Here is a 25,020-nt window from a genome sequence, read left to right as displayed (position 1 = left end):
GTCGAAGCTGAAACCAAATCCGTACAGCCCCACCAGGTGTAGCCCATGAGCTCCACTCCGTCCTCAATGGCTTCGTACATCTGCTGGACATGTTTTTCCAAGTAATCAATCCGGTAGCTGTCATGGATGGCGCCATCCTCTTCCACCACATCCAGGGCACCCAGACCATTTTCAACGATGAAAAGGGGTACCTGATAGCGGTCGTAGAGTTTGTTGAGGGTAGTCCGAAGTCCTACGGGGTCAATTTGCCAGCCCCAGTCAGAAGCCTCCAGATATGGATTGGCTTCACCCAGGAGGAGGTTGCCTGCGGTGGCTTTTTGCTCAGGACTTTGGTTGTTGGGGTGACGGGTCACAGAAGTCATATAGTAAGAAAAACTCATAAAGTCAACAGGATACTGCTTGAGAATGGCTTCATCTCCTGGCTCAAACTGAATCTGGATATTGTTTTCCTTGAAGAAACGATTCATGTAGCGAGGATAGGCTCCCCGAATTTGGACGTCCGAATAAAAGAGATTGGCCTGGTCCTTTTGTACCGCATGGAGGATGTCATCTGGATGGCAGGTTGCTGGATAGGCCTCCATCCGAGCCAACATACAGCCCACCTTGTTTTCTGGGTCAATCTCATGGGCAGCCTTGGTCGCCAAGCTTGAAGCGATAAACTGATGATGAACTGCTTGATACATCTCATCCAAATGGAGTTTACCATCTTCAAAGAGGAGACCACCTGACAAGTAGCCTGTCAGACCGAGAATATTGATTTCATTGAAGGTCAGCCAGTACTTAACCTTACCCTTGTAACGCTTGAAGACCGTTTCCGCATAGCGAACAAAGAAATCAATGACCTTGCGGTTCTTCCAGCCGCCGTACTCGGTCACCAAGTGAATAGGAAATTCATAGTGGGACAGGGTCACCAAGGGCTCGATACCGTACTTATTGAGCTCATCAAAGACCTTGTCATAGAAAGCCAGTCCTTCTTCATTGGGCTCCAACTCATCTCCCTTAGGGAAAATCCGTGGCCAGGCAATGGACAGACGGAAGGTCTTAAAGCCCATTTCGGCATAGAGGGCGATGTCTTCCTTGTAGCGGTGGTAAAAATCCGAACCCCAGCGTTTTGGATAGAGGCCTTCTGTATCCTGAAGGGCAAAATCCAGTCTTTCACGGTTCATGGGTGTTGTAAATTCTCCAGTCATGGACTTGCGCTCTTCTGGATTGACTGCCCTGGCTGTATCAGAGGTCGCAAAGCCGCGGCCTCCCTCACCAAAGCCCCCTTCAAACTGGTTGGCGGCCGTTGCCCCACCCCAGAGGAAGCCATCTGGAAATCGTTTGTTTTCTGCCATCTTCTTACCTCACTTTTTAAATTTTTATCCTGTGCGGCCTGCGCTTTTCGCATGCAAGAGGCTACACACGCTTTCTCTTCATTTTAGCAGGAAATGTAAACCTTTTCCTATCTTATATCATGAAAAACTGATACTATTATCTGTTTTCTTAGTGATTAAAAAAGCCAGCTGAATGCTGGCTAATCATTTAGACAAAGATGAGAACGAGGATGGTATAGACGACAATGGTCACCAGCATGTAGAGGGAAATGAAGGTGGCTGCATAGGTCCGGTCCTCCTCCCCCTGGAAGGTCTCTTCGATGAGGAGAGGCATGGCAAATCCTGTCGGACACATAAAATATAGCAAGGCGGCTATCCGGAAGGTCTGGTCTGCCATGAAGTTCGGAAAAAGGAGGAAGAAACCAAGGATAACCAGCACATAGTAAACCACGCGGACAGACATCAGCCGCAACATGGCCTTGAGAGTCTGAAAGTCAACCTTGAAATCGTAGCCCAAGACAAAGAGAATCATGCCCAAAATAGGCCCCGTCGCCGTGTTCATAATCCCCGAGTAGAGAGGAGCAAAGGGTGATTGGATGACCCAGGAATAAAGGCCTGAAAAATTGAAGACCAAGCCCAGAAGAATCGCGATGACAAAGGGATGGGAGGCGACTTCCTTGGCCAGCTGGGCCCTAGATTTTTTCTCCTCTGAGGCCCCAGCCACCATGATGGGGATGACCAAAAAGGCGATGATGGAACCAGCTAAGTCAAAGATGACAGTATTGCTGGATTGGCCGACGATGGAAAGATATAGGGGAAGTGCAACAGCTCCTCCTTCGACTGTTGTCAAGAGATAGGGTGAAAAATGGCCTTGTCCCTTACCAGTAAAACCAGCCAGTTTTTTGCCCACAACCATGGACAAGAAGAAGGCAAGGGTGACATAGACAATCACCACAGCCGTTTCCAGCTGTAATTGCGCAGAGCCTAGTAGGTTAAAAATCAGAATGGGAAAAAGGACGGTGAAGACGATGGTATTGGCTCCTACCTTCTGATCTGGGCTAATCCAGCCCTTGACACGGGATAGATAGCCCAGCCCCAACATGAAAAATACAGGTACTAGGGTGGTTAATGCTGCCATTTGGCACCTCATTTCTTTACGATATATACTAGTTAGTCTACCATAAGAATAGAGACCTGAACAAGTCTTTTTGCAGGAAATTCTGATACTTTCCTCTTTTTTCTAAAAACTCAGTCCAAACCCAGCCATTCTTCAAGGGTGGTCATGACAGCCCCATCCCTATGGTGACCAATCAGGTGCCTGGCAGCCGCCTGAACAGGAATAGAGGCATTGGCTACCGCATAGGAATGAGGAGTCAGCTGCAGCATTTCAATATCATTCCCTCCGTCACCAAAGGTCATGACCTGGTCTGCTTTCAGACCATAGCGGTCCATGAGCTGACGAATCCCCCAAGCCTTGTGGATGCCTTCTTGGATAAAGTCAATGGCCCCATAGCCACTACCGACTGCCACCAGATTGCCAGGATAGTTCTGATTAAAGTCTGCTGCAATCCTCTCATGGTCCTCCGGAATCATCATGGTTAGCTTGCTGACTGGCTCATCTGCTGGAATCTGGGAGAAATCATCCACAGGCAAGATCTGGCTGATAAACACTTCAAATTCCTTGGGTTCAATCAAGCCAGGCCGGTAATGAAAACTTGACTCCTTGAGGCGATAGGAGTTGTTCAGTCCCGAAACCACTGCCCTATAGTCGACCAGCTTGTCTGAAAAGTAAGCCAGCAGGGCATTCAATTCCGATCTGGGCATGGTCTGATGAATAAGGGTCTCTCCCTTTTCCACCAGGCGGGCCCCATTTTCAGCTACGAAGGTCACTTCTTTCTCAAATCCCTCAAAGATACGGTAGAGGCGGGGCATGCTGTTGCCGCTGGCAGCCACAAAGTGAATGCCTCTGGCCTTCATCTCCTTCAAGAGCCTTTCAAATCGCAGGCGGTCATAGGTCCCCTTTTCATCTAAAAAGGTCCCGTCCATATCGGTTGCGATCAGTTTGATGGTCATATTTTTCCTCCCTTGAAAAAGAATGGCCGCTGGAGGCAGACCATTCTTAGATAAATTTTAGGCATCTTTTGATTATTCCAAATCCTGACCGTTGCTGGCAATGACTTTTTGATACCAGTAGAAGGAATCTTTCGGAGTCCGCTCAAGGGTTCCATTTCCAGCATCGTCCATGTCCACATAGATGAAGCCGTAGCGCTTGCGCATTTCTCCTGTACCTGCTGAAACGAGGTCAATACAGCCCCAGGTGGTGTAGGCAATCAGGTCCACTCCATTGGCGATGGCATCGGACATGGCCTTGATATGAGCCCGGTGGTAGTCGATGCGGTAGTTATCATGGATCGAGCCATCTGCTTCAACGGTATCAAAGGCCCCCAGACCATTTTCAACGACCATCATTGGGATTTCATAGCGGTCATAGATTTTTTCCAGGAAGTACTGCAGACCTGACGGATCATGGGCCCAACCCCAGTCAGAGTAGGTCAGATAAGGGTTTTTCGCACCAGCTGAGAAGTTTCCAGACACTGTATCTTCGGACTTGTGAGTTGTCACGATGGTGGACATGTAGTAGGAGAAGGTATAGATATCGACCTTTCCTTTAGCAAGGACTTCCAAGTCGTCCTCCGCCATTTCGAGAACCACATTGTGCTCTGCCCAGAGGCGTTTGGCATAGCTGCCATATTTGCCTTTGGCCTGGACATCGCTGCAATAGTAGATATTTTGCTCCCAAGCGTGTTGGTTGGCCAAAATATCCGCTGGATCACAGGTGCCAGGATAGAAGGTGATGCCACAGATCATATTGCCAATGACATAGTTTGGATCGATGGCATGGCCCAGAGTGACTGCCTTAGCTGAGGCAACAAACTGGTGGTGGAGACTTTGGTAGGCATCTTGGTAGTCTTGGTCGGTCATAGCGTCGCCAAACAAATCAAGGAACATGATACCGCCATTGATTTCATTGAAGGTCAGCCAGTATTTGACAAGCCCCTTGTATTCCTTGAAAATGGTTTCGGCATACTTGACATAAAAATCAACCAGTTTGCGGTTTTTCCAGCCTCCGTAGTTTTGCTCTAGGGCCAAAGGGGTATCAAAGTGCCAGATGGACACCAGGGGTTCAATGCCATACTTGCGGCATTCTTCAAAGACAGACCGGTAGAAATCAAGACCTGCTTGATTTGGCTCTGTTTCATCCCCATTTGGGAAAATCCGGGCCCAGGAAATGGACAGACGAAAGACTGAGTAGCCCATTTCAGCGAAGAGTTTGATATCTTCCTTGTAACGATGATAGAAATCAACCGCCTGGTGGTTTGGATAATAGTGGTCTTCTAGGACTGCATACTTAGCCCCTTCTGGCAGGTGACCGCCCGCGTGGCCCATAGAGGCGTATTTGCCTGGCTTGCCATCCTTGTCGATATAGGTGGTATAGCGCGGACTGTTGACAGACCCTCCTGTGGTCACATCGGTTTGAACCAAACCACGTCCATCCACATTATATGCACCTTCTGCCTGGTTGGCTGCAATGGCGCCACCCCAGAGGAAATTCTTTGGAAATTGTGTCATGTAACATACTCCTTTTTTATTTTTCTTGTCTAGGTCCAGCCTAAACAGTTAATTCAATCATATTGTCTTCAAATCCCAGCAGGCAGGATTCATAGTAGCCGTCTCCTGTTGTTCTGGGACCTGAAAGCAGCTCATAGCCATCGGCTGCCAGACGCTGGGTCAGCTGGTCTACCCTTTCCTTGCTCCCCAGAGAGAAAGCCAAGTGGATAAAACCGAGGCGCTCAAGAGGTAGCTGGCTCTGGTCAATACTGGACTTGGTCATGATTTCCAAACGGGCCCCATCCGCAAAGCTCAAAAAATAGGAGGAAAAGCCTGTCTTAGGATTGTGATAGAGGCTGTTGGACTGGGCCTCAAAGTAGGTTTCAAAGAAGGCTTTCGCCCCCTCCAAGTCCCTGACATAGAGAGCCAGGTGCTCGATTTTCATCTTTTTCCCTCCTTGCTTGTCTTTTTGTCATAAATATAGTATAAATGGATTGAAAGCCCTTTTCTTAGCCAATAATATGATATAATGATACTATCATCTGATAAGGAGGTTCTTATGAAACAACATCTGATGGATCAGTTTTTCCAGCATCAGATTGACTATGACAATCACCTTTTGCCCCTCAAATATTGGCATACCCATGTCCAACATGGGATTCCAGATGTCCTTTTTCATTGGCACAATGAATTTGAAATCAATTATGTCTATCGGGGTTCTGCCCGCTACCATATTGACTACAATTATTTTGACAGTCAGGAGGGGGATATCATCCTTATCCGCCCCAATGCCATGCATTCCATCCACCCCATCGGGGATTTAGAACACGTGACTGACAGCCTAGTCTGTCATCTGGATATGCTAGGAACCTCCAATCTGGACCAGACATCACTGCTCTATCTCCAACCCCTGCAAAATGACACCCTCAAAACGGTTCCCCGTATCCAGCCACATCAGGAAGGCTATGGGCCCATCAAGGAGGTCGTCTTCGCTATCCTGGAGCTGGTTCGCAAACAGGAACCCTACTATGAACTCCTGCTCAAAAGCCAACTCTTCCAGCTCCTTCACCTCCTCTATCATCATGGCTATGTGGTCAAGAAAAATACAGATGATCTCTACCGGAAAAATGAGAAATTGAGAGGCTTGATTGACCATATCCACCAGCATTTTCAGGATAATTTGACCATCGAGCAGATGGCTGATTACATGGGCTACAGTAAGACCCATTTCATGTCGGTTTTCAAGCAGCAGACCGGAACCTCCTGCATGGAATTTGTCATTCAGGTCAGACTGAGAGAGGCCTGTACCCTGCTCACCACCAGCCTCAAGTCGGTCTTAGAAATCTCCAACCAGGTCGGCTTCAACAACCTCTCCAATTTCAACCGCCAATTCAAACGCTATTACCACATGACACCCAGCCACTACCGCAAGCAATTTCGCAAGGAACAAAGCTATTTGGGAGCTAGACCCGAGAAGTTATAAACTGTCAAAAAATGGAAGGAGAATCCTATGACCATCACCATGCAGCTCTACTACACCGGAAGCAATGGCTCCGCCCAACTCTTTGTCAAGGAAATGGAGGAGACCGGTATTGCTACAAAGATCCGTCAAGAGCCAGGGAATCTGGCCTACGACTACTACCAATCCTTATCCGACCCAGAAACCATCCTCCTAGTGGATTCCTGGAAAGATCAGGATGCCCTCGACATCCACCATGCCTCTCCCATGATGCAGGACATTCTTCATCTCAGGGAAAAATATGGCCTGACTGTCCGAGCTGAACGCTACCGCTCTGACCAGGAAAACATCCCTGAACGGGACCAGAAATACCATCATTCATAAGAAAGGCTAGGCATAAGCTAGCCTTTTCTTATATCTATAAAATACTTATTCAACGGTGATGATGACCCGTTGGTAAGCCTTTAGTGGAATAGTCCCGTCATCCTGGACTTCTAAGATGATATGGAAGGTATCGCCAGACTTGGCATCATCAGGAATAGTGAAACTCATTTTTTCTGTGTCTGCACCACTGAGTTCAACAGCATCCACTACTTCATTTTCATCAAGTTTACGCGTCCATCCTAATGACAAACCATATTCTTCATTGATGGCCTCGACCGCCTTTGTAGTTCCCTTATATTCTTGATAGGTATCCGCTTCAAAGTAGCGCCACCATTTATAGGTCAACTCGTCCTTATCCGGGTCACTGGCTTGGGCTGTTAAGGTCACCTTGTCCCCAGCCTGGGCAGTAAGCTCAGTCCCTTCCTTGACGGTGGCAGTTGGATTGTGGTTGGCATCTTCATAGTTTTCTGCCACACCCCAGTCCGCACGCGCCGCAAAGTCATTATTGATATCTGTCAGCCAACGCGTCAAGGTGTATTGTGACTCAAATTGCTTGGTGTAGGGATTGTAATCCAGGACAGTATTTTGCAGGAGACTATCATTGGTTTGCCCGAACCGGCCACCCCAGCCTCCATACTCTGGATAATCCACATTATTGAGCCCATTTTGAAGGAGGAAGAAGTAGGATGGGGAATCTCCTTCGGAGATGAAGTCATACTGCTGATATTGGGGATTTTTTTTAGGTAATCCTCGGAGCCCCGCTGCTCCTCTGGCAGCTCTCCCTCAATGATATTGCCATCTCCCATTGAAGCATAGAGGTCCATCAGGGGACCATTGTTATCCAAGATGTTTGCCTTCTGCCAATCTGCCTGAAGGGTCTCATTAACTTCATCAGGGTTGGCTTGCCAGAGATAGGCAAAGTACCAGAAGTTGGACTGGTCATTGATGACTTTAAGGTCAGGCCAAGATTTGGCAATGTAGTTACTATAGCTATCATCTTGGTCAAGGATGATGTAGAGAACCAGTTTCTTATTGATTTTTTCTTGAATCTCTTCCCAGTCTTCTGTATCCTTGTACTTTTCCTCAATGGATTTCAGAGCCCTGGCAGTAGTATTGGTACCGCCCCAGGTTTGAACATAGAGGGTGCGCTCATCATCGTCCAAAAAGAGGTCCATCAGAAATTCTGACCCTTCTGTCACCTCTTCCATTTCTCCAACATTGGAAATATTGCCAATCTTGGTGATCTGGCGGATACTGTTAGCTGTCGGATAGCCTTCGGCATGCTTGGCCAGATTTGGCTGGATTTCTTCATAGGCATCAATCATCTCATAAATCCAGTCGGTCCCTGTCCAGCGAAATGGTTCGATACCCTTTTCTTCATCACCTGCATAATGGTAGGTCGAGCTTGTGATGACAATTCCTGCTAGGTCCATCTCATTGGCATAATAGAAATAGCGAATCATGGAGTTCATGTCATCGACTTCACCATCTGTGGTGATGACCGTTCTGTATTTTTCTCTTGTTTCTGACGAAGTTTCATTTGTTGAGTCATTTGCCGACTGATTGCTACAAGCTGCCATACCAAGACAGCCCAATCCAACAATTCCCATCCTGATAACCTGTTTCCAATTCATATCCTACCTCCTCTTATTCCCCATACTTGGCATCGATGACGGAACTAAACCAGCGGCCATTGAGAACGGTTTTGTTGAGCTCATCCTTGATGGCGGTTGACAAAGTCGCATCAGCTTCCATCTTGGCTAAGATGTCTTCTGCTGTTTCTTTGTCGCTGGACATTTCTATCTTGGCTTTCTTCAAGTCGGCATCCATGCTCAGTACCTCTTGATTGGAGGCCGTCCAGGCCTCCCATTTTGGCAAATCGCCCCCGTTTGGATCCCCTGTGGTCACAAACTGTTTGAGATAGGCTTTGAAATCCTTGCTCAATTCCTTGGCTCCGGCTGATTCAAAATCATCTCCGATGAAGGTTGCATAGTTGGATGGGGTCTGCAAGAGGGGCTCAAAAATGCCGTGGAAGGCTCCCAGTAAACCAGCAACCGTTGGTGCAGAAGTCCCATCATCCCCAAAGGAGATCTGGCTAATGTAGATGGGAGAGCTATAATGTTCCGTCATGATTCGAGCACTTTCAACCGTATTGGACAGGCGATAGAGTTGGCTGCCGTAAGTCTCTGCGTAGGTAAACTCCTTGAGCAAGTTTTCGTCCATGAAGAGACTGCCATCGCTGACAGACGCCGCAAAGCGTTTGTCAAAGGCTGTAAAGAGGGAAAACTCGCTGGTACCTGTGACCAAGAGCAGGGGAACATCATTGTAGTTCTTGGTGTCAAAGCCTTCTTCTGGAATCACCACCCCATCCTTGTAGAGATGAGGGAAGACCGACATTCGGATGGCTGCATTGCCCATGAGTGGGGCCAGGCGGTCAGCGGATAGACCATGCAGATAGTCTTGGACATCTTGACCACTGGTCAGCAACCACTTCTTGGCCGCAGCCTGGTCTGCCTTGATCCCATCTTCTACCACCAGCGGGGCTAGGGCCGTCGCAAAAATATCCTGACTTTCTGCCTTATCTGCCAAAGTCATGCCTCCACTGAAGGAAATAGCCTTATGGTATTTGCCTTGAAAATGGGGAGAAATCAGCGTGGCCATGACATCACGTCCTCCAGCTGAAAAACCAGCCAGGGTCACATTGTTCTTGTCACCGCCAAAGACTTCAATATTTGCTTGCACCCAATCCAGAGCGGCTGCAATATCTAAGAGGGTAAAGTTGCCTGATTTTTCCAAATCCGTCTCCGAATTCAGAGCTTCCAAGGGGTTGAAACCTAAGACTCCCAAGCGGTAATTGACAGATACATAGACCGCATTGACATCCTTGACAAAGGTATTGCCCTTGATTTCCTGGGCGTGCCCTGTCTGGTTATTCCCTCCATGCAAGAAGACAATGACAGGCAGGCCAGCCTCGGTCGTATCCGGCCGAACAACATCCAGATTGAGGGCCGCTTCGGTTCCTACAACCTCACCATTGGTAAATTGGACAAATTTTTCACCTGCCTTGCTGGCATCAAAGGTACCTGTCCAATCCTCAATAGGATGAGGTTCCTTCCATCTCAAATCCCCAACAGGAGCAGCTGCATAGGGTATACCCAACCATTCCAGGACCCCATTTTCCTTGTCCTGATTACCCTTGACTTGACCACTGGTGATGGTTTGCGTGACCTCGTTCTTAAAGGTAACTGTTTCTTCTTCCTTGGTCTGTCCACAGGCTGCTAAAAGGACAAGCAGGACCAAACTGAGCCATTTAAAGAATTTCTTTTCCATATTTTCTAATCCTTTCTTTACAAAAGACCGACAACATCAACCAAATAGGAAACCTCCTTTCTTAGAATAATGGATAACAAAAGATAAAAGGGGCTGGGGAGTCTTTCCCTAGCCCCTGCTTGACTTATCAAATCTTGCAATGGTTTATTTTACAGCTGTTAATAGGTAGTCGCCTGTAGTCACCTGGCTTTCTTGTGTGACCAAAATGTCGGTGAAATCAGCGCTATTGGTTACAATAATTGGCGTCATCACTGGCAAACCAGCAGCCTGAATAATATCGATGTCAAAGGCAACCAATTTTTGTCCAGCTGATACCTGATCCCCTACTTGAACAAAGGTTTCAAAGCCCTTTCCTTCCAGGGAAACAGTGTCCATACCGATATGGATTAATAGTTCAGCCCCATTTTCAGTACGAAGACCGATAGCATGTCCAGTTGGGAAGACCAGGGTTACTTCTGCATTGGTTGGTGCGCAAACTAGACCCTCACTTGGGTCGATGGCAATTCCATTGCCCATAGCTCCTGAAGCAAAGACCTCATCCGGCACATCCGCCAAGGCTACAACAGCACCTGACAGAGGGCTAGCCAGGATTTCTTGCTTGATTTCTTTTAGTTCTGGAACAGACTCCACTGGAGTCTCAGCTAACTTTTTTTCAGTTGGTCCTCCGTACAAGTAAGGTACTGGTACCATCATTTGGATAGCGAAGGAGAGGACTACTGCTGCCAGTGAGAAGGCAATCATCACCCACATTGGGTTCATGTCACCCGTTGGAGTCACATATCCTGGATACATGAAGATACCCAAAGCTCCCATGGCATGGTTCTTGAGATCAAAGAAGGAAAGACCTGCACCAATCAAACCTGACACGACACAGGAGATGTAGAATGGGGTTTTCATTGGAAGGGTTACCCCGTAGATAGCCGGCTCTGTTACCCCAAAGATGGAGGAAATGAAGGCTGGCATAGATAAGGTCTTGACCTTTTCTTCCTTGGTCTTCAACATGATGGCCAAGAGAACACCTGTTTGAGTAAAGTTAGGAAGGGCAGCTGGAATTAAGACATCTGACCAGCCATTTTCTGAGAATTGAAGGATCGCCAATGGTACAAGGGCCCAGTGGAGACCAAACATTACCAGAACCTGCCAGAAGGCACCCAAGAGAACACCGTACAGAATTGGACTGAAATCCATGACGGAAGTGAAGGCATTTGAAAGGAGATCTGATGCAATGTTGGCAACAGGACCTACTGCCAAGAAGGTCAAAGGTACAGTGATTAAGATAGTTGCAAATGGAACAATGAAGACCTTAACCACATCCGGTGTAATCTTCTTCATGATCTTCTCAATATGAGATGCCACCCAGACAGCCAAGAGGACTGGCATAACACTTTGAAGATAGCTGCCTGATGATGGTAATTCAAAAGGAATACCAAAGACATTGTTGAGCCCTGCTTCAGTCAAAGTTGCAACGGTTGTCGGAAGGGTCGGGTAAACCAGAGCCATCGCCACCGCCATTGCAGTGAATGGGTTCATCTTGAACTTATTGGCAGCATTGTAGGCCAGGATGATTGGTAGGAATTGGAAGAAGCCATCACCAGCGGCGTTAAGAATCGCGTAGAGGGCACTATTGGCATTATTCCAGCCCAAAGTCGCACCGAGGATGGCAACTAGACCCTTGATGATACCAGCCGCTGCCAAGGCGCCAAGGGATGGTTGGAATATCCCTGATACCAAGTCGACAAAGCGGTCAAAGAGGTTGCCCTTTGGTCCGTCACCTTCGTCAATATCCAGGCTTCCGGCACCAGGCAGACCAGAGACATTCAAGAATTCTGCATAAACATCTGGCACATGGTTGCCAATCACCACCTGATATTGACCACCAGCCTTGACAACTGTTACCACACCATCTCGTTTGGTCAAATAGTCTGTATCTGCCTTTGCCTCATCTCGCAGTTGGAAACGAAGTCGGGTCACACAGTGTTTGACCGAAATAATGTTATCCTTACCACCAACGTGGTTCAAAATATCTGTAACTAAATCCGTATATTTATTAGCCATTGGCTTCTCCTTAATTTTTTTTGGACTCGCCAGGGTGATCAGGCCTTTCTCGTCCGCTTCTTGGTTTGCTGCTGAAAAACAGAAAAACCCAAATAAATATCAAACAACCGCACCTCAAATAAAGGCTGATTATTTCATATCTATTTAGGTTTTGCCTGCTAACCAGTAACAATCCTTTTTGTTATGTGTCCATGATAACACAAAAAAAAAGCACTTTGCAAGCGCTTTTTTAATTTTTATTTTCTTTTAGGCGTTGAATATGGATGGTCAGATAAACCTGCTCATCCTGACTCATCTCAAATTCACAGGCCGTCCGCACATAGGTTTGAATCTTTTGCGTACAGGCAAAGGCCTGGGGATAATTATGCTGAACCTGCTCGTAGAGGAAGGCATCATTAACTCCCTGCACCATACCCTTGACCACCCGTTGGGCAAAGTACTGGACATGGGTGACAAAGCGGTGATAACTGATGTCATTTTCATCCATATCTCTTCCGAAATGAAGACGGACAATATCCAAAATCTGGGTCACAATGCGGGAAATAGCATAGGAATCCTGACCCATCTTACCATTCTTCTGGGCATTGACAAAGTGGAGGGCAATGGAGGAAGCTTCCGATTGGTCCAAGGTCTGCCCTAATTTCTCCTGGACCAAGGCCAAAGTCTCTAGACCCAGCTGGTACTCTTTAGGATAGAACTTGCGGATTTCCCAGGCCAAGGGATTTTGCAGACCAAGGCCCTGCTCCGTCCGCTCCAAAGCAAAATGCAAATGGTCTCCCAAAGCCACATAGAGCGACAGTTCAAAGGTGGTAGCGAGGATTTCTTCCGCCCGATGGATGATGACATTAACAATTCCCAACTCTTCTGGAGAAAGGGTTCCGAAGATTTCTCCAAGGTCCGTCATTTGCAAATCATTTTGTAAAACAAAGGTTTTTTCAATTTGGTCAGGGTTCAAAAAGTCTCCTGCTTTTTTTTGAAAACCCAGCCCCCTTCCCATAACGATTAATTCTTTGCCCTTTTCATCGCTAGCCTGAACAACATTATTGTTATAGACTTTCTCGATTTTCAACATCCTTCACTCCGCTACATTTTAATAAAAAAATAACCCAAGCACATAACAAGAACACGCCAAAAAGCTATCTTTCTTCCTATCTGCTTCGGTTTTGCCTGTTTCCAGTAACAATCCTCTTTCTGTTTATCTTAACAAAAATTGACCGCTATTGCAAGCGTTTTAGAAAATCTCTAACTAGTCCTTTTCCCTTGATGAAAGAGTGTGACGGGGGAAGGAAATCTCTTCAGACAATGGGAAAAGGGGCAATCTCATTCCCCCTTTCACCATGTAAACCATTATTTTTTAAAACCGAAGTTCAGATTTAGTCTAGGAGACCCAGTTTTTGGAAGGCATTGTAGAGGCCGTCATGTTCCACATCGTCTGTCACCATATCGGCCATAGCAAGGATTTCAGGACCCCCATTGCCCATGGATACACCAATCTCACAGTATTCCAGCATTGGAATATCAATCTTGGCATCTCCAAAGGCGATGGTATCTTCCTTTTTCGCACCTAGATGCTCCAGCAGGACATCGATAGCATGGGCCTTGTCAATGTCCTTGACCCCCAAATCGCCAAAGAGGGCTGTTTCTCCCCGTCCGCCCCAGGTGTTGGCAACCAGCTGGGGAAAAGCTTCCTTGGAATCCAGATGATCTTGATAGGAGTCGAGGACAAAGCTGATTTTATTCAAATCATCTCGATAGAGTTCTCCATCATAAACGATTCCATGCAGGACATCTTCCGTCTCCTGATGGGCCACTTCTTCCGCTGTCTTGCCCTTGTTCATGGCGTAAATCTTCATGGTTTCTCGAGCCCTGTCCCGGAAGTTTTCGCTGGCAAAGAGGCCATTGTTGCTCTCTAAGTAAAATTCCAGGCCTCGCTCATGGAGCCAGTCGACCACAGCCTTGGCATCTTCCTTGGAAATGAGCTGGTGCATGATGACCTGACCCTGGTGTTCCACATAGGAGCCATTGCCCCCAATCATGCCATCCAGACCGATGTCCCAGAGTTCAGGCTGCATCTCTGCCCGACTGCGACCCGTGCAGACATAGACCAGATGGCCATTCTCCCTAGCCTTACGAATAGCTCCCACCGCTGAATCAGTAATGCGGTTGTGGTAGTCCACCAAGGTTCCATCCACATCCAAAAAAATAATTTTTCCCATTGTATCACCCCATATCTTGATACTTCTATTATATAAGGAAGGGTATCCGCTTCCTAGCCTTATATCACGATATACTGATACTATGATATGATTTTTTAAAGATTTTCCAAGAAAAAATCCCCGAATTCCGATGACTCGAGGATAGATAGGTTTATTTACGTTTTGGTGGGTTGTGGATCGCCACACCAAGAACATCAAGGAAGGCTTCGTACATGACTTCTGAGAAGGTTGGGTGACCGTGGATAGATGCTGCCACATCGTCAACTGTCAACTCAGATTCCATGATGGTTGCAGCTTCGTTGATCATTTCAGCAGCAACTGGACCGATGATGTGGACACCAAGGATTTCATGGTAGCGGGCATCAGCAATCACTTTTACGAAACCATGAGCTTCGTTGGAAGCAATGGCGCGACCGTTACCAGTGAAGCTGTTGCGGCCAATCAGGATATTTTCCTTGCCGTATTTTTCGATAGCTTGGTCTTCTGTCAAACCAACCATAGCGATTTCTGGATGAGTATAAACCGCTGCTGGTGTGAAGTCCAGCTTGGCCTTGTGGTGGTTACCATTGATGGCATTTTCAGCAGCCACTTCACCCATACGGTAAGCAGCATGGGCCAACATCTTGGTACCGTTGACATCACCCGGTGCGTAGATACCTGGGATAGAAGTTTCTTGGTATTCGTTGACCTTGATACGACCGCGGTCTAGTTCAAGGTTAAGATTTTCAAGACCAGCCAACTGTGGCACACGACCGATAGAAAGGAGGGCTTTTTCAGAAATGATTTCTGAACCGTCATTCAGCTTGATGGTCAACTGGTTGTTGGCTTCCACGATTTCAGATACACCAACAGAGGTCAAGAATTTCATACCCTTCTTAGAAAGGACTTTTTGCAATTCAACTGACACTTCGCGGTCCATACCTGGGATGATACGGTCAGCCATTTCAACAACCGTTACTTCTGTGCCGTAGGATGCGTAAACGAGACCGAGTTCGACACCGACAACGCCACCACCCATAACAGTGAGGGATTTCGGAATTTCACGCAGGTCAAGGATATCATCAGAGGTCAAAACCAGTTTGGAATCAATACCTGGAATGTTGATACGGGAAACTTTTGAACCAGTCGCAAGGATGATGGAACGACCCTTGATCACTTTGTCGCCAATAACAACTGTCTTGTCAGGGTTTACTTGACCAAGACCGTTGAAGATGGTGACTTTGTTGGCTTTCAAGAGACCAGCAACACCGCCAGTCAAGGTCTTGACAACCTTGTTCTTGAAGTCAACTGTCTTGTCCATGTCAACAGTGTAGTTGGTTGAAGCAAGGTTGATACCGCGCTCAGCCGCAATCTTCAAGCCGTCAAGGATTTCAGCGTTCTTGAGGTAGGTCTTGGTTGGGATACAACCCTTGTTCAAGCAGGTTCCGCCAAATTCTGATTTTTCAACGATGGCGATTTTACCACCCAATTGGGCACCGCGGATGGCTGCATAGTAACCAGCAGGACCACCGCCGACGACAACCATGTCATACTCGTCTGCTGCCAATTCAGCCGCAGGAGCCTGTGGAGCTGCTGCAGGAGCTGCAGGCACTTCCAAGCCAGCCGCTTTCAAGTCAGCAGTTGCTTGAGCCACACTTGCGCCCTCTTCAACGACTTCTCCTTCTGCACCTAGGTAGGCAATGACTTCTGTTACAGGAACAGTCGCACCATTGCCATGAACAATCTTCAGAAGGATACCAGAGTCTTCTGCCTCCAGCTCCATGCTGGTCTTGTCTGACATCATTTCCAAGATAACATCGCCTTCATTGACCATATCACCTTCTTGTTTTTTCCACTCGATGATTTCACCTTCTTGCATGTCTACACCGAGTTTGGGCATAATAATTTCTACTGCCATGATTAAGATACCAAGAGCGAAGAGAAAGCAACTGAAAAATTAGGAAATCGTAGAAAATCCTGAATTTCTAACCGATTTATCTATTTTTCCGAGCTTTCCGCTCGGGTTCAGTTTCTGAATTCCCTCTGCTCTTCTTCCCTTTCTTTTTTATGGTTGGGCAAGGTGGTCTCACCCCTCTACTTAATAACTAGTTTTTATCAAATCAACAATTCCAATGGGTTTTCCAGCAAGTTCTTCAAGTCAACCATGAATTTAGCTCCGTTCATACCATCCACGATACGGTGGTCGATGGTCAAGCAAAGGGCCATGATTGGACGAATCTTGATTTCACCGTCGATGACAACTGGTGTTTGAACAGTTGCTGCTACACCAAGGATAGCTGAGTTTGGTTGGTTAATGATTGGGTTGAAGGTCTTGGTACCGAACATCCCCAAGTTGGTGATAGAGAAGGTAGAACCTGACATTTCAGCCCCCTTGAGCTTACCAGTCTGGGCTTTCTTGATGACATCTTTTGAAGCCACCACAAAGTCAGACAAGCTCATCTTATCTGCACCATGAACTACTGGCACGACCAAACCTTCGTCTAAACCTACTGCGATACCAAGGTTGACAAACTTGTGCAACTCGATTTCTTGAGCGTCGTTAATCAACGAAGCATTGAGGTAACGGTGTTCTTCCTTCATCAAGGTACGAGTTACCGCCAGACCAATCAGGTCTGTGAAGGTTACTTTGAGGCCTGTCTTGTTCATGATTGGCTCAAGGACTTGCTTGCGCAGGGCCATGAGGTTGGTCATGTCAATATCGTAGTTGAGGGTAAAGGTTGGAGCAGTCAGGTAAGAGTTGACCATACCTTTAGAGATAGCCTTACGCATTGGGCTCATCTTGATGATTTCTACGCCCTCTGGCAATTCTTTAGCTGGTTTTTCTTCGACCTTAGCGACTGGAGCAGCTTCTACTGCTGGTGCGACAAGGGCCAAGACATCTTCTTTGACAATCTTACCATTGACACCTGTACCTGTGATGGTAGAGAGGTCAATACCTTTATCTGCTGCAATGCGGGCAGCCAGTGGCGTTGCTTTTGGTGCAGCATCCTTGAAGTTTTCAACATCCGCCTTGTGGACACGGCCATTGGCTCCTGTCCCTGGAACAACTCCCAGGTCAATATGGAGTTCACGCGCTAATTTGCGGGCTGCTGGAGTGGCACGTACCTTGCCTCCACCTTGTGGCTTCGCTGCCACTGCTGGCGCAACGATGACTGGTGTGCGACTTGCTGGCACTTCTTCGATGGCTGCAGCTGGGGCTGGAGCAGAAGCAGATCCTGCTTCCACTGTTTCCCCTTCTGCGCCCAAGTAGGCAATAACTTCAGTAACGGGTACGGTTGCGCCATTGCCATGAACGATTTTAATAAGGACGCCTGACTCTTCCGCTTCCAGCTCCATGCTGGTCTTGTCAGACATCATTTCCAAGATGACGTCGCCTTCGTTGACGAAATCGCCCTCTTGTTTTTTCCACTCGATGATTTCACCCTCTTGCATGTCCACACCGAGCTTTGGCATAATAATTTCTATTGCCATTTCTAAGATACCAAGTCCGAACAGAAAACGACTGAAAAACAGGAAATCGTCGAAAATTTTGATTTTCGTAACGATTTATCTTTTTTCCGAGTTTTCCGGACGGGTTCATTTCCTTTCTTTCAGTTTCTTACGTTATCAAGAACCAAACCAGATTTCATAAATCGAATCGATTCAATTCTCGCCGTACATTCTTAGTGAAGCTAGATTTTTTCCTCTAGCCTATCAGGGTCAGCGTCTTTCCGATTGCTTTTCTGACAAGGCGATTGGGCGGAGTCATAACTGATGTTAGGCAAGCCAAATCAACAAAGTCAGAAAAGATAAGCGAATGACGATAAGATTAACCCTTGTTTACTTGCTTATAGATTGCCGCCTTGATTTTCTCTACGTTTGGCAATACTGCATTTTCAAGAATGTTTGCGTAAGGAACTGGTACATCGTCTGAAGCGATACGGATGATTGGGGCATCCAAGTAGTCAAAGGCTTCGCTTTCTGTGATGATGGACGCGATTTCACCGATGAAACCACCTGTCTTGTAGGCATCGTTGACCATGATCACCTTGCCAGTTTTCTTCACAGACTCGATAATCAATTCCTTGTCAAGCGGGATAAGGGTACGTGGGTCAACCACTTCTACGCTGATGCCTTCTGCAGCCACTTCTTCAGCAGCTTTCAAGACACGCTCCAACATCCGGCCGTATGAAATGATGGTCACATCTGTACCTTCGCGCTTGATTTCACCCTTGCCAAGTGGGATGTAGAAGTCTGGATCTTGGTTAACTTCTTCTTTTTTACCGTAAAGGGCTTTTGGCTCCAGGAAGATAACTGGGTTGTTGTCCAGGATAGAAGATTTCAAGAGACCTTTTGCATCGTTAGCCGTACCTGGTGCAACCACCTTGATACCTGGGATATGGGTCAGCCATGCTTCAAGAGACTGGGAGTGCTGTGCTGCAGAACCGATACCAGAACCAGAAGCTACACGGAAGGTTACAGGTGTTTTCAAGCCACCACCAAACATGTAGTTGGTTTTGGCTGCCTGGTTGACAATGGCGTCCAGGGCGATGGTCACGAAGTCCATGAAGGTCAAGTCAACGATTGGACGCAGACCTGTTTGGGCCGCACCAACTGCAGAACCAGCAATAGCCGCCTCAGAGATAGGGGTGTCGCGGACGCGTTTTGGACCAAATTCGTCCAACATACCAACTGATGTACCGAAGTCACCGCCGTAAATACCGACGTCTTCACCCATCAAGAATACTTTTTCATCCTTACGCATTTCCTCGCTTTGAGCCAAGTTAATCGCTTCACGCAAGGCCATTAATTTTGTTTCAGCCATTTATAAAATTTCTCCTACTTATATCAAAATTTTTCTTCAATCTGGATAGCAGACTAATCTACAAATACATCTTCATAGGCTACTGAGATGTCTGGATCTGGGCTTTCTTGAGCGAATTTCACTGCTGCCTCGACTTGTTCTGCGACTTGTGCTTCAATGGCATCCAATTCTTCATCTGTAGCAATCTTGTTCTCTGTCAGGTAAGTGCGGTATTTCTTGAGTGGATCTTTCGCCTTCCATTCCGCAACTTCTTCCTTAGTCCGGTAAACACCAGCATCAGCTGTTGAGTGACCAAACCAGCGGTATGATTCCACTTCGACAAGGGCTGGACCGTTTCCTGCACGTACGTACTCGATGACTTCTTGCATTTTTTCATAAACTGCAATCACGTCGTTTCCATCTTCTACATAGTGACCTGGCATACCGTAAGCTGCCGCACGAAGGTAGAGGTGAGGAATCTTGGTAGAGTAGGTAATATCTGTTGAAATACCGTAACGGTTGTTGGTGATGAAGAAGATAACTGGCAAGTTCCAAACAGCTGCCAAGTTCATGGACTCATGGAAGGAGCCTTCGTTGGTTGCTGAATCACCAGAAAAGGCGATGACAATGTTGTCCGTTCCTAGGTATTGCTGGGTCAATGCTGCGCCAACTGCGAGGGCGTAACCACCACCTACGATACCATTTGAACCAAAGTTTCCTTTTTCTACGTTGGCCAAGTGCATGGAACCACCACGTCCTTTAGATGTACCTGTTGCCTTACCAGCAAGCTCAGCCATCATACCGTTGATGTCGATGCCTTTAGCGATAACGTGACCGTGACCACGATGGTGTGAGAAAATAATATCTTGTTCGGTCAAACCTGCGATGGGTCCAACAGCGGCCGCTTCTTCCCCGACAGAGAAGTGAGTCATCCCTTGTACGAAACCACGACGCACCAATTTATTCAATTTCATGTCCACATCACGGATTTGTTGCATTTTCAAGAACATATCCAAGTGTTGCTCTTTTGAGATAGATACCATAAGTCCTCCAAAAAATAATTCTAATTCTCTACAATGATAGACCATAATTTCACAAATAGCAAATAATTGAACCGGTTTCTTTTTTAGGAAAAACAGCGAAAAAGCCTAGTATTAGTGCAATTATTCACAATCTTCAACAACAACTTTCTTTGTTTTTGTTTTGTTTTTCACAAACTTTCGAAACCGTTGTCAGAATTCACATTTTGTGCTAAGATGACTGGTGGAGGTCGCTATGGATTTTGATTTATTTCTCTTAATTTGCAACTATATCGGGACCATTGCCTTTGCGGTTTCGGGCGTGGTCAAAGGATTTAAAAAGAATCTAGATATTTTTGGCATCACCCTCCTAGGGATTTTGACTGCTGTTGGAGGAGGGATTATCCGAGACACTATGATTGGACAGATTCCAAAGGCTTTGACCGACCCCAGCTCCATTTATTTATCAGCAGCCGTTGCCCTGATGATGTACATCTTTGTCCGCACCAAGAAAAACGACAATCCCATGGAAAAACAGATGCTGCTCTTCTTGACCACGACCAACCTGGTCTTTGATTCCATTGGCTTGGCAGTTTTTGCCCTGATTGGATCCAGTGCGGGCACGGATTTGAAACTCAATGCCATGACCTCTGGTATCCTAGCTACTCTAACCGGGGTTGGGGGTGGTATCTTGCGGGATGTCCTTGTCAATGAAACCCCCATTGTACTCAAGGAAGATGTCTATGCCGTCCTGGCTCTGGGTGCAGGAATCTCCTACCATCTACTGGTCGTCAACCTGAACCTGCCACGTGTTCCTGTCTATCTGACCCTCTTTGTCATCTTCCTCTTGATTCGTCTGGCGGTCATTAAGTACAAGCTGAGGCTGCCAAATATGGACAAAAATACATCCCAACACTAAGTGTGCTGGGATGTTTTCTTATTTCATATCTAAATTCCGCAACATTTCATCGATTTTATTTCCGTATTCGATAGATTGGTCTTTCTCAAAAACCAGATCCGGAATTTTATACATGGTCAGCTTGCGAGCGAGTTCACGTTTGATAGTTCCTGTCGCTTTTTCAAGACCAGTTTGGGCCTTCTGATTATCAGAGGCCAGCGTGCTGTGAATGGTGTAGTAAATTTTTGCAAGGGAAAGATCGCCCGTCATGTGCACATCTGTGATGGTCACACCTTGGACACGAGGATCACGAACTTTCAATTTCAAAATTTCATTGACCTCACGCTTGATTTCCATTCCCACACGGTCACTACGAAAATGATTTGCCATCGGACTTCCTTTCGTTTCCATGATAGAAAAGCTGAGTTTCCTCAGCTTGCATAAGCGAAATCAGTCGAAAACGACTGTTTCCAACTGACTCCATTTGATTGAAAAGCTTCTCGACATCATCAACATCGATAATTTGCGAGGTTGATGGTCAAGGAGATATTACTTTTTAATTTCTTCCATGATGTAAGCCTCAATATTGTCATCCACTTGGAGGTCATTGTAATTTTCAATCATAAGACCACCCTCTTGGGCATTTCCAACTTCTTTGACATCATCCTTGTAGTGCTTGAGGCTGACCAATTTGCCATCATGGACCACCACTCCGTCCCGGATAACGCGGACGCTGGAGTCGCGGGTCACCTTACCATTGATAACCATAAATCCACCGATGGTACCAACCTTGGATACCTTGAAGGTTTCGCGGATAATCGCTTCCCCGATAACCTTTTCTTGGTATTCTGGATCCAGCATTCCCTTCATGGCATCTTCCATCTCTTCGATAACCTTGTAGATGATGCTGTGAAGGCGGATTTCAACCTCATCTGCATCTGCCTGCTGACGAGCAATTGGAGTCGGACGAACATTGAAACCAATGATAAAGGCGTTAGAAGCTTCTGCCAGAGTCACATCAGATTCGTTGATGGCACCAACGGCTGCATGGACGATAGTGACTTTCACGCCTTCCACTTCAATTTTCTGAAGGGAAGAGGCAAGGGCTTCAACAGAACCTTGTACATCGGCCTTGATAATAACATTGACAGACTTGACTTCGCCTGCTTTGAGAGTATCAAAGAGGTTTTCAAGGCTGACACGCTGAGTGGCTTGACGTTGTTTAAGAAGGGCGCGCTTAGCCCGTTCTTCACCCGCTGCACGCGCAGATTTCTCATCTTCGTAGACGGCAAAGTGGTCTCCTGCCATCGGTGCTTCGTTGAGACCTGTAATAGAAACTGGTGTAGATGGTCCAGCAACCTTGACACGGCGGCCCAGATCATTGGTCATAGCACGAACCCGACCAAAAGTATTACCAACAACGATTGGATCTTGAACATTAAGGGTACCTTGTTGCACCAGAAGAGTGGCAACCGCACCTTTCCCTTTGTCCAAATGTGCCTCGATAACGGTACCGATGGCCCGAACAGTTGGGTCCGCCTTGAGTTCTTGAATTTCAGCTACCAGGAGAACCGTCTCCAACAATTCATCAATGTTTTGGTTGAATTTGGCTGAGATTTCCACAAATTCAGACTCACCGCCCCAGGCAGTTGAAATGACACCGTGTTCAGCCAATTCACCAATAACACGCTCAGGGTTGGCACCAGGTTTGTCGATTTTGTTAATCGCGACAATGATAGGTACTTCTGCTGCTTTTGAGTGGTTAATCGCTTCGATAGTTTGTGGCATTACCCCATCATCTGCTGCCACGACCAAGATGGTCAAGTCAGTCACTGAGGCACCGCGGGCCCGCATAGAGGTGAAGGCTGCGTGTCCTGGTGTATCCAGGAAGGTAATTTTTTTACCCTTTTCTTCGATTTGGTAGGCACCGATATGCTGGGTAATCCCGCCAGCCTCCCCTGTTGCCACACGCGAATTGCGCAGCGTATCCAAGAGGGTCGTTTTACCGTGGTCAACGTGTCCCATGATGGTCACAACTGGTGGCCGCTCCATCATTTCATCTTCATTGAGGTAGCCTTCTTCGACGAAGAAACGCTCAATATCAGCGCTATCCACTTCAACCTTTTCTTTAGCTTCAATACCGTAGTCTACCAAGAGAAGTTCGATGGTATCGCCGTCCAAGGATTGGTTTTGAGTGACCATGACACCCATCATGAAGAGCTTCTTGATGATTTCAGCTGGTTCGCGCTTGATGCGTTTTGCAATTTCTGCCACTGTCATACCAGCTGTGTATTCCAACTCTGCAGGCAATTCATGGAATTTTCGTTCTGTCACTGGTTTGACAGCTTGGTTATTCTTACCTTTTTTGTTTTTCTTACTGTTCCAGTTACTATTTCTTTGATTTCTCACTTGATTTTGGTTACTTCGATTCTTTTGTTGTCTGCGCGGGCCATCTTCCACATCATTGCTGAAGTCACGTTTCTTCTCAACCTTAGCTGCTTTTTTACGGCGAGTATCGACAGCTGCTGGTGCAGGAGTTGGAGTAGGAGCCAAAGGCTTGGTTTCCAAAACTGGTTCCTCAAACTTGACCTCTTTAACTTTTGGTTGGTGATGCTTTTTGGCTTCTTGGGCTTGGCGGAAGCGTTCTTCACTACCGCGAGCGTATTCAGCGTTTTGCTCTGCTTTTAGGGCTGCAGCACGGGCCTTAAAGTCAATCCGTGGGGCAGACGCTTGCTGACGCTGCTGTTGACGATTGTCAGCCTGGTCAAAACGGCGGTTGTCTGAGCGACGGTTGTCATTGCGGCGGTCGCCTCGATTCTGACCTTGGGAATTGCGGTCACGGTTGCCGCCAACCTGGCGCTGATCCGGACGACCTTGATGGCGGTCATTGCGGTTCTGACCTTGATGGCGGTCGTTGCGCTGGCGGTTTTGGTTGCCTTGTCCACCAGACTGGGCTCTGCGTTCTGCTTCAGCCTTGGCACGGGCTTCTCGCTCTGCCTTAAAGTTCCGACTTTGTGGCCGAACAGGCATAGCTGGTCTTGCTGGCGCTACAGGCTTATCCCCAGCCTCCACTTTAGTCTCAGCTTTGTCTTCTGCCTTTGGTGCTGCTGGCGTTTCGACTGGTTTGCTTTCAGTTTTAGGAGCTGGTGTTTCAACCGACTTGCTTTCTGCGGACTTCGCAAGAACTGAAAAACTGTCTGCAATGCGTTTGGCACTGGCGTCATCCACACTAGAAGCATGGCTTTTGACATCAAAGCCCAGTTCCTGAGCCTTGGCCACTACTTCCTTACTTGTTTTACCCAATTCACGGGCAATTTCGTTTAATCTCTTCTTAGACAATTCCTTGTCCTCCTGTTCTATTCCATAATAGACCTCATTTTCTTAGTAAATCCAGCATCTGTCACAGCCAAGACCTTGCGGCTCTTGCCCACTGCGATGCTTAATTCCAGCGTTGAAAACGCGGTAACAACTTCTACTTGATAGGTTTTACTCTTATCTGTGATTTTTTTGGTCAGATTAGGGGCGGCATCTTCTGCCAGAAAGACCAATTTGACCTGGCCCTTGCGGATGGCATCTACCACCAGCTCTTCGCCTGAAATCAATCGGCCAGCCCTTTGTGCCAGACCTAAGAGATTTAAAACCTTTTGTTTTTTATTCGAGTCCAAGTTCTCTCCTCTTGACCTTATGATCGACATAAGCAATCAATTCGTCATAAAATTCAGGAGCCACTTCCATGCTGAAGGCACGGTTAAAGACTTGTTTTTTCTTGGCCAAAGCAGCCTCATCATTGTCCAGCTTGATATAGGCACCCCGGCCATTGGCCTTGCCTGTCGGGTCAATGAAGACCTGGCCTTCCTTGTTTTTTACGATGCGCAACAAATCGCGTTTATCGATGATTTCACCTGAAACCACTGACTTACGTAAGGGGATTTTCCTTGTTTTTGCCATCGA

The 25,020-nt window shown here is 47.0% G+C and carries 21 protein-coding genes and 1 pseudogene; 3 read left to right on the top strand and 19 right to left on the bottom strand.

The features are described 5' to 3' along the window. From ACEYCN_RS07070 to ACEYCN_RS07050, 5 genes are all read right to left on the bottom strand, one after another. A partial coding sequence (locus ACEYCN_RS07070) for a glycoside hydrolase family 1 protein (protein WP_373713588.1) occupies nt 1-1,337 on the bottom strand: 1,337 nt, incomplete at its 3' end. 187 nt (nt 1,338-1,524) lie between these two features. Next, nucleotides 1,525-2,454, bottom strand: a complete 930-nt coding sequence (locus ACEYCN_RS07065; protein ID WP_373713587.1) for an AEC family transporter — start codon at nt 2,452-2,454, stop codon at nt 1,525-1,527. 110 nt (nt 2,455-2,564) lie between these two features. Next, nucleotides 2,565-3,389: a Cof-type HAD-IIB family hydrolase gene (locus tag ACEYCN_RS07060; protein WP_373713586.1), complete on the bottom strand. Its 825-nt coding sequence runs from the start codon at nt 3,387-3,389 to the stop codon at nt 2,565-2,567. 72 nt (nt 3,390-3,461) lie between these two features. Beyond that, nucleotides 3,462-4,946, bottom strand: coding sequence for a family 1 glycosylhydrolase (locus tag ACEYCN_RS07055; RefSeq protein ID WP_373713585.1), 1,485 nt, complete (start codon nt 4,944-4,946; stop codon nt 3,462-3,464). A 40-nt stretch (nt 4,947-4,986) separates the two neighbouring features. After that, complete coding sequence (locus ACEYCN_RS07050; RefSeq protein ID WP_373713584.1) at nt 4,987-5,370, bottom strand: VOC family protein; 384 nt, start codon at nt 5,368-5,370, stop codon at nt 4,987-4,989. A 114-nt stretch (nt 5,371-5,484) separates the two neighbouring features. Here ACEYCN_RS07050 and ACEYCN_RS07045 point away from each other — a divergent pair, with 114 nt between their 5' ends. After that, nucleotides 5,485-6,408: a helix-turn-helix domain-containing protein gene (locus ACEYCN_RS07045; RefSeq protein WP_373713583.1), complete on the top strand. Its 924-nt coding sequence runs from the start codon at nt 5,485-5,487 to the stop codon at nt 6,406-6,408. Nucleotides 6,409-6,435: 27 nt separating this feature from the next. Continuing rightward, on the top strand, nt 6,436-6,768 hold the full coding sequence (locus ACEYCN_RS07040) for a putative quinol monooxygenase (RefSeq protein WP_373713582.1): 333 nt from the start codon (nt 6,436-6,438) through the stop codon (nt 6,766-6,768). Nucleotides 6,769-6,813: 45 nt separating this feature from the next. Here ACEYCN_RS07040 and ACEYCN_RS07035 read toward each other — a convergent pair whose 3' ends face one another. From ACEYCN_RS07035 to ACEYCN_RS06990, 10 genes and pseudogenes are all read right to left on the bottom strand, one after another. Continuing rightward, the gene (locus ACEYCN_RS07035) at nt 6,814-7,299 is read right to left on the bottom strand and encodes a hypothetical protein (RefSeq protein ID WP_373713581.1); all 486 of its coding nucleotides are present in this window, start codon (nt 7,297-7,299) and stop codon (nt 6,814-6,816) included. A gap of 347 nt (nt 7,300-7,646) precedes the next feature. Then, nucleotides 7,647-8,231, bottom strand: a pseudogene (locus ACEYCN_RS07030) (DUF1593 domain-containing protein); the annotation flags it as partial. Nucleotides 8,232-8,415: 184 nt separating this feature from the next. Continuing rightward, a complete protein-coding gene (locus tag ACEYCN_RS07025) occupies nt 8,416-10,098 on the bottom strand; it encodes a carboxylesterase family protein (RefSeq protein WP_373713580.1) in 1,683 nt (560 codons plus the stop codon). A gap of 144 nt (nt 10,099-10,242) precedes the next feature. Then, nucleotides 10,243-12,153 (bottom strand): beta-glucoside-specific PTS transporter subunit IIABC, encoded by a 1,911-nt coding sequence (locus ACEYCN_RS07020; RefSeq protein WP_373713579.1) that lies wholly within the window; start codon nt 12,151-12,153, stop codon nt 10,243-10,245. 229 nt (nt 12,154-12,382) lie between these two features. Further along, the gene (licT, locus tag ACEYCN_RS07015; RefSeq protein ID WP_373713589.1) at nt 12,383-13,222 is read right to left on the bottom strand and encodes a BglG family transcription antiterminator LicT; all 840 of its coding nucleotides are present in this window, start codon (nt 13,220-13,222) and stop codon (nt 12,383-12,385) included. Nucleotides 13,223-13,526: 304 nt separating this feature from the next. Beyond that, complete coding sequence (locus ACEYCN_RS07010) at nt 13,527-14,369, bottom strand: HAD family hydrolase (protein ID WP_373713578.1); 843 nt, start codon at nt 14,367-14,369, stop codon at nt 13,527-13,529. A gap of 151 nt (nt 14,370-14,520) precedes the next feature. After that, the gene (gene lpdA / locus ACEYCN_RS07005; RefSeq protein ID WP_373713577.1) at nt 14,521-16,266 is read right to left on the bottom strand and encodes a dihydrolipoyl dehydrogenase; all 1,746 of its coding nucleotides are present in this window, start codon (nt 16,264-16,266) and stop codon (nt 14,521-14,523) included. A 197-nt stretch (nt 16,267-16,463) separates the two neighbouring features. Continuing rightward, nucleotides 16,464-17,840 (bottom strand): dihydrolipoamide acetyltransferase, encoded by a 1,377-nt coding sequence (locus ACEYCN_RS07000; protein ID WP_373713576.1) that lies wholly within the window; start codon nt 17,838-17,840, stop codon nt 16,464-16,466. Between the two features lie 337 nt (nt 17,841-18,177). Next, complete coding sequence (locus ACEYCN_RS06995; RefSeq protein ID WP_373713575.1) at nt 18,178-19,173, bottom strand: alpha-ketoacid dehydrogenase subunit beta; 996 nt, start codon at nt 19,171-19,173, stop codon at nt 18,178-18,180. A gap of 53 nt (nt 19,174-19,226) precedes the next feature. Beyond that, nucleotides 19,227-20,195, bottom strand: a complete 969-nt coding sequence (locus ACEYCN_RS06990; protein WP_373713574.1) for a thiamine pyrophosphate-dependent dehydrogenase E1 component subunit alpha — start codon at nt 20,193-20,195, stop codon at nt 19,227-19,229. Between the two features lie 232 nt (nt 20,196-20,427). Between ACEYCN_RS06990 and ACEYCN_RS06985 the strand changes: the two genes are divergently transcribed. Next, a complete protein-coding gene (locus tag ACEYCN_RS06985) occupies nt 20,428-21,090 on the top strand; it encodes a trimeric intracellular cation channel family protein (protein WP_373713573.1) in 663 nt (220 codons plus the stop codon). A gap of 18 nt (nt 21,091-21,108) precedes the next feature. Here ACEYCN_RS06985 and rbfA read toward each other — a convergent pair whose 3' ends face one another. The 4 genes from rbfA to rnpM all read right to left on the bottom strand — a co-directional run bounded on the left by rbfA (nt 21,109) and on the right by rnpM (nt 25,017). Continuing rightward, complete coding sequence (gene rbfA, locus ACEYCN_RS06980) at nt 21,109-21,459, bottom strand: 30S ribosome-binding factor RbfA (protein ID WP_373713572.1); 351 nt, start codon at nt 21,457-21,459, stop codon at nt 21,109-21,111. Between the two features lie 159 nt (nt 21,460-21,618). Further along, a complete protein-coding gene (infB, locus tag ACEYCN_RS06975; protein ID WP_373713571.1) occupies nt 21,619-24,408 on the bottom strand; it encodes a translation initiation factor IF-2 in 2,790 nt (929 codons plus the stop codon). Nucleotides 24,409-24,425: 17 nt separating this feature from the next. After that, nucleotides 24,426-24,764 (bottom strand): YlxQ-related RNA-binding protein, encoded by a 339-nt coding sequence (locus tag ACEYCN_RS06970; protein WP_373713570.1) that lies wholly within the window; start codon nt 24,762-24,764, stop codon nt 24,426-24,428. Next, nucleotides 24,721-25,017 carry an RNase P modulator RnpM gene (rnpM, locus tag ACEYCN_RS06965; protein ID WP_373713569.1) on the bottom strand — a complete coding sequence of 99 codons (297 nt, stop codon included), beginning with the start codon at nt 25,015-25,017 and terminating at the stop codon, nt 24,721-24,723. Before rnpM ends, ACEYCN_RS06970 begins: the two co-directional genes overlap by 44 nt. Nucleotides 25,018-25,020: the final 3 nt, after the last annotated feature.

It is taken from the genome of Streptococcus sp. (assembly GCF_041802885.1).
Taxonomy (GTDB): domain Bacteria; phylum Bacillota; class Bacilli; order Lactobacillales; family Streptococcaceae; genus Streptococcus.
The sequence above is the reverse complement of the archived record's forward strand: the minus strand, read 5'-3'. Positions and strand labels throughout refer to the sequence as shown.

Bases quoted from the DNA above. Each gene is read 5' to 3' on its own strand.
- ACEYCN_RS06995 (WP_373713575.1), bottom strand. From the start codon at position 19,173: ATGGCTGAAACAAAATTAATGGCCTTGCGTGAAGCGATTAACTTGGCT.
- ACEYCN_RS06985 (WP_373713573.1), top strand. From the start codon at position 20,428: ATGGATTTTGATTTATTTCTCTTAATTTGCAACTATATCGGGACCATT.
- rnpM (WP_373713569.1), bottom strand. From the start codon at position 25,017: ATGGCAAAAACAAGGAAAATCCCCTTACGTAAGTCAGTGGTTTCAGGT.
- ACEYCN_RS07050 (WP_373713584.1), bottom strand. From the start codon at position 5,370: ATGAAAATCGAGCACCTGGCTCTCTATGTCAGGGACTTGGAGGGGGCG.
- ACEYCN_RS07010 (WP_373713578.1), bottom strand. From the start codon at position 14,369: ATGGGAAAAATTATTTTTTTGGATGTGGATGGAACCTTGGTGGACTAC.
- ACEYCN_RS07020 (WP_373713579.1), bottom strand. From the start codon at position 12,153: ATGGCTAATAAATATACGGATTTAGTTACAGATATTTTGAACCACGTT.
- ACEYCN_RS07065 (WP_373713587.1), bottom strand. From the start codon at position 2,454: ATGGCAGCATTAACCACCCTAGTACCTGTATTTTTCATGTTGGGGCTG.
- ACEYCN_RS07045 (WP_373713583.1), top strand. From the start codon at position 5,485: ATGAAACAACATCTGATGGATCAGTTTTTCCAGCATCAGATTGACTAT.
- ACEYCN_RS07025 (WP_373713580.1), bottom strand. From the start codon at position 10,098: ATGGAAAAGAAATTCTTTAAATGGCTCAGTTTGGTCCTGCTTGTCCTT.
- ACEYCN_RS06970 (WP_373713570.1), bottom strand. From the start codon at position 24,764: ATGTCGATCATAAGGTCAAGAGGAGAGAACTTGGACTCGAATAAAAAA.
- ACEYCN_RS07060 (WP_373713586.1), bottom strand. From the start codon at position 3,389: ATGACCATCAAACTGATCGCAACCGATATGGACGGGACCTTTTTAGAT.
- rbfA (WP_373713572.1), bottom strand. From the start codon at position 21,459: ATGGCAAATCATTTTCGTAGTGACCGTGTGGGAATGGAAATCAAGCGT.
- ACEYCN_RS07040 (WP_373713582.1), top strand. From the start codon at position 6,436: ATGACCATCACCATGCAGCTCTACTACACCGGAAGCAATGGCTCCGCC.
- ACEYCN_RS07000 (WP_373713576.1), bottom strand. From the start codon at position 17,840: ATGGCAATAGAAATTATTATGCCAAAGCTCGGTGTGGACATGCAAGAG.
- ACEYCN_RS07055 (WP_373713585.1), bottom strand. From the start codon at position 4,946: ATGACACAATTTCCAAAGAATTTCCTCTGGGGTGGCGCCATTGCAGCC.
- lpdA (WP_373713577.1), bottom strand. From the start codon at position 16,266: ATGGCAGTAGAAATTATTATGCCCAAACTCGGTGTAGACATGCAAGAA.
- ACEYCN_RS06990 (WP_373713574.1), bottom strand. From the start codon at position 20,195: ATGGTATCTATCTCAAAAGAGCAACACTTGGATATGTTCTTGAAAATG.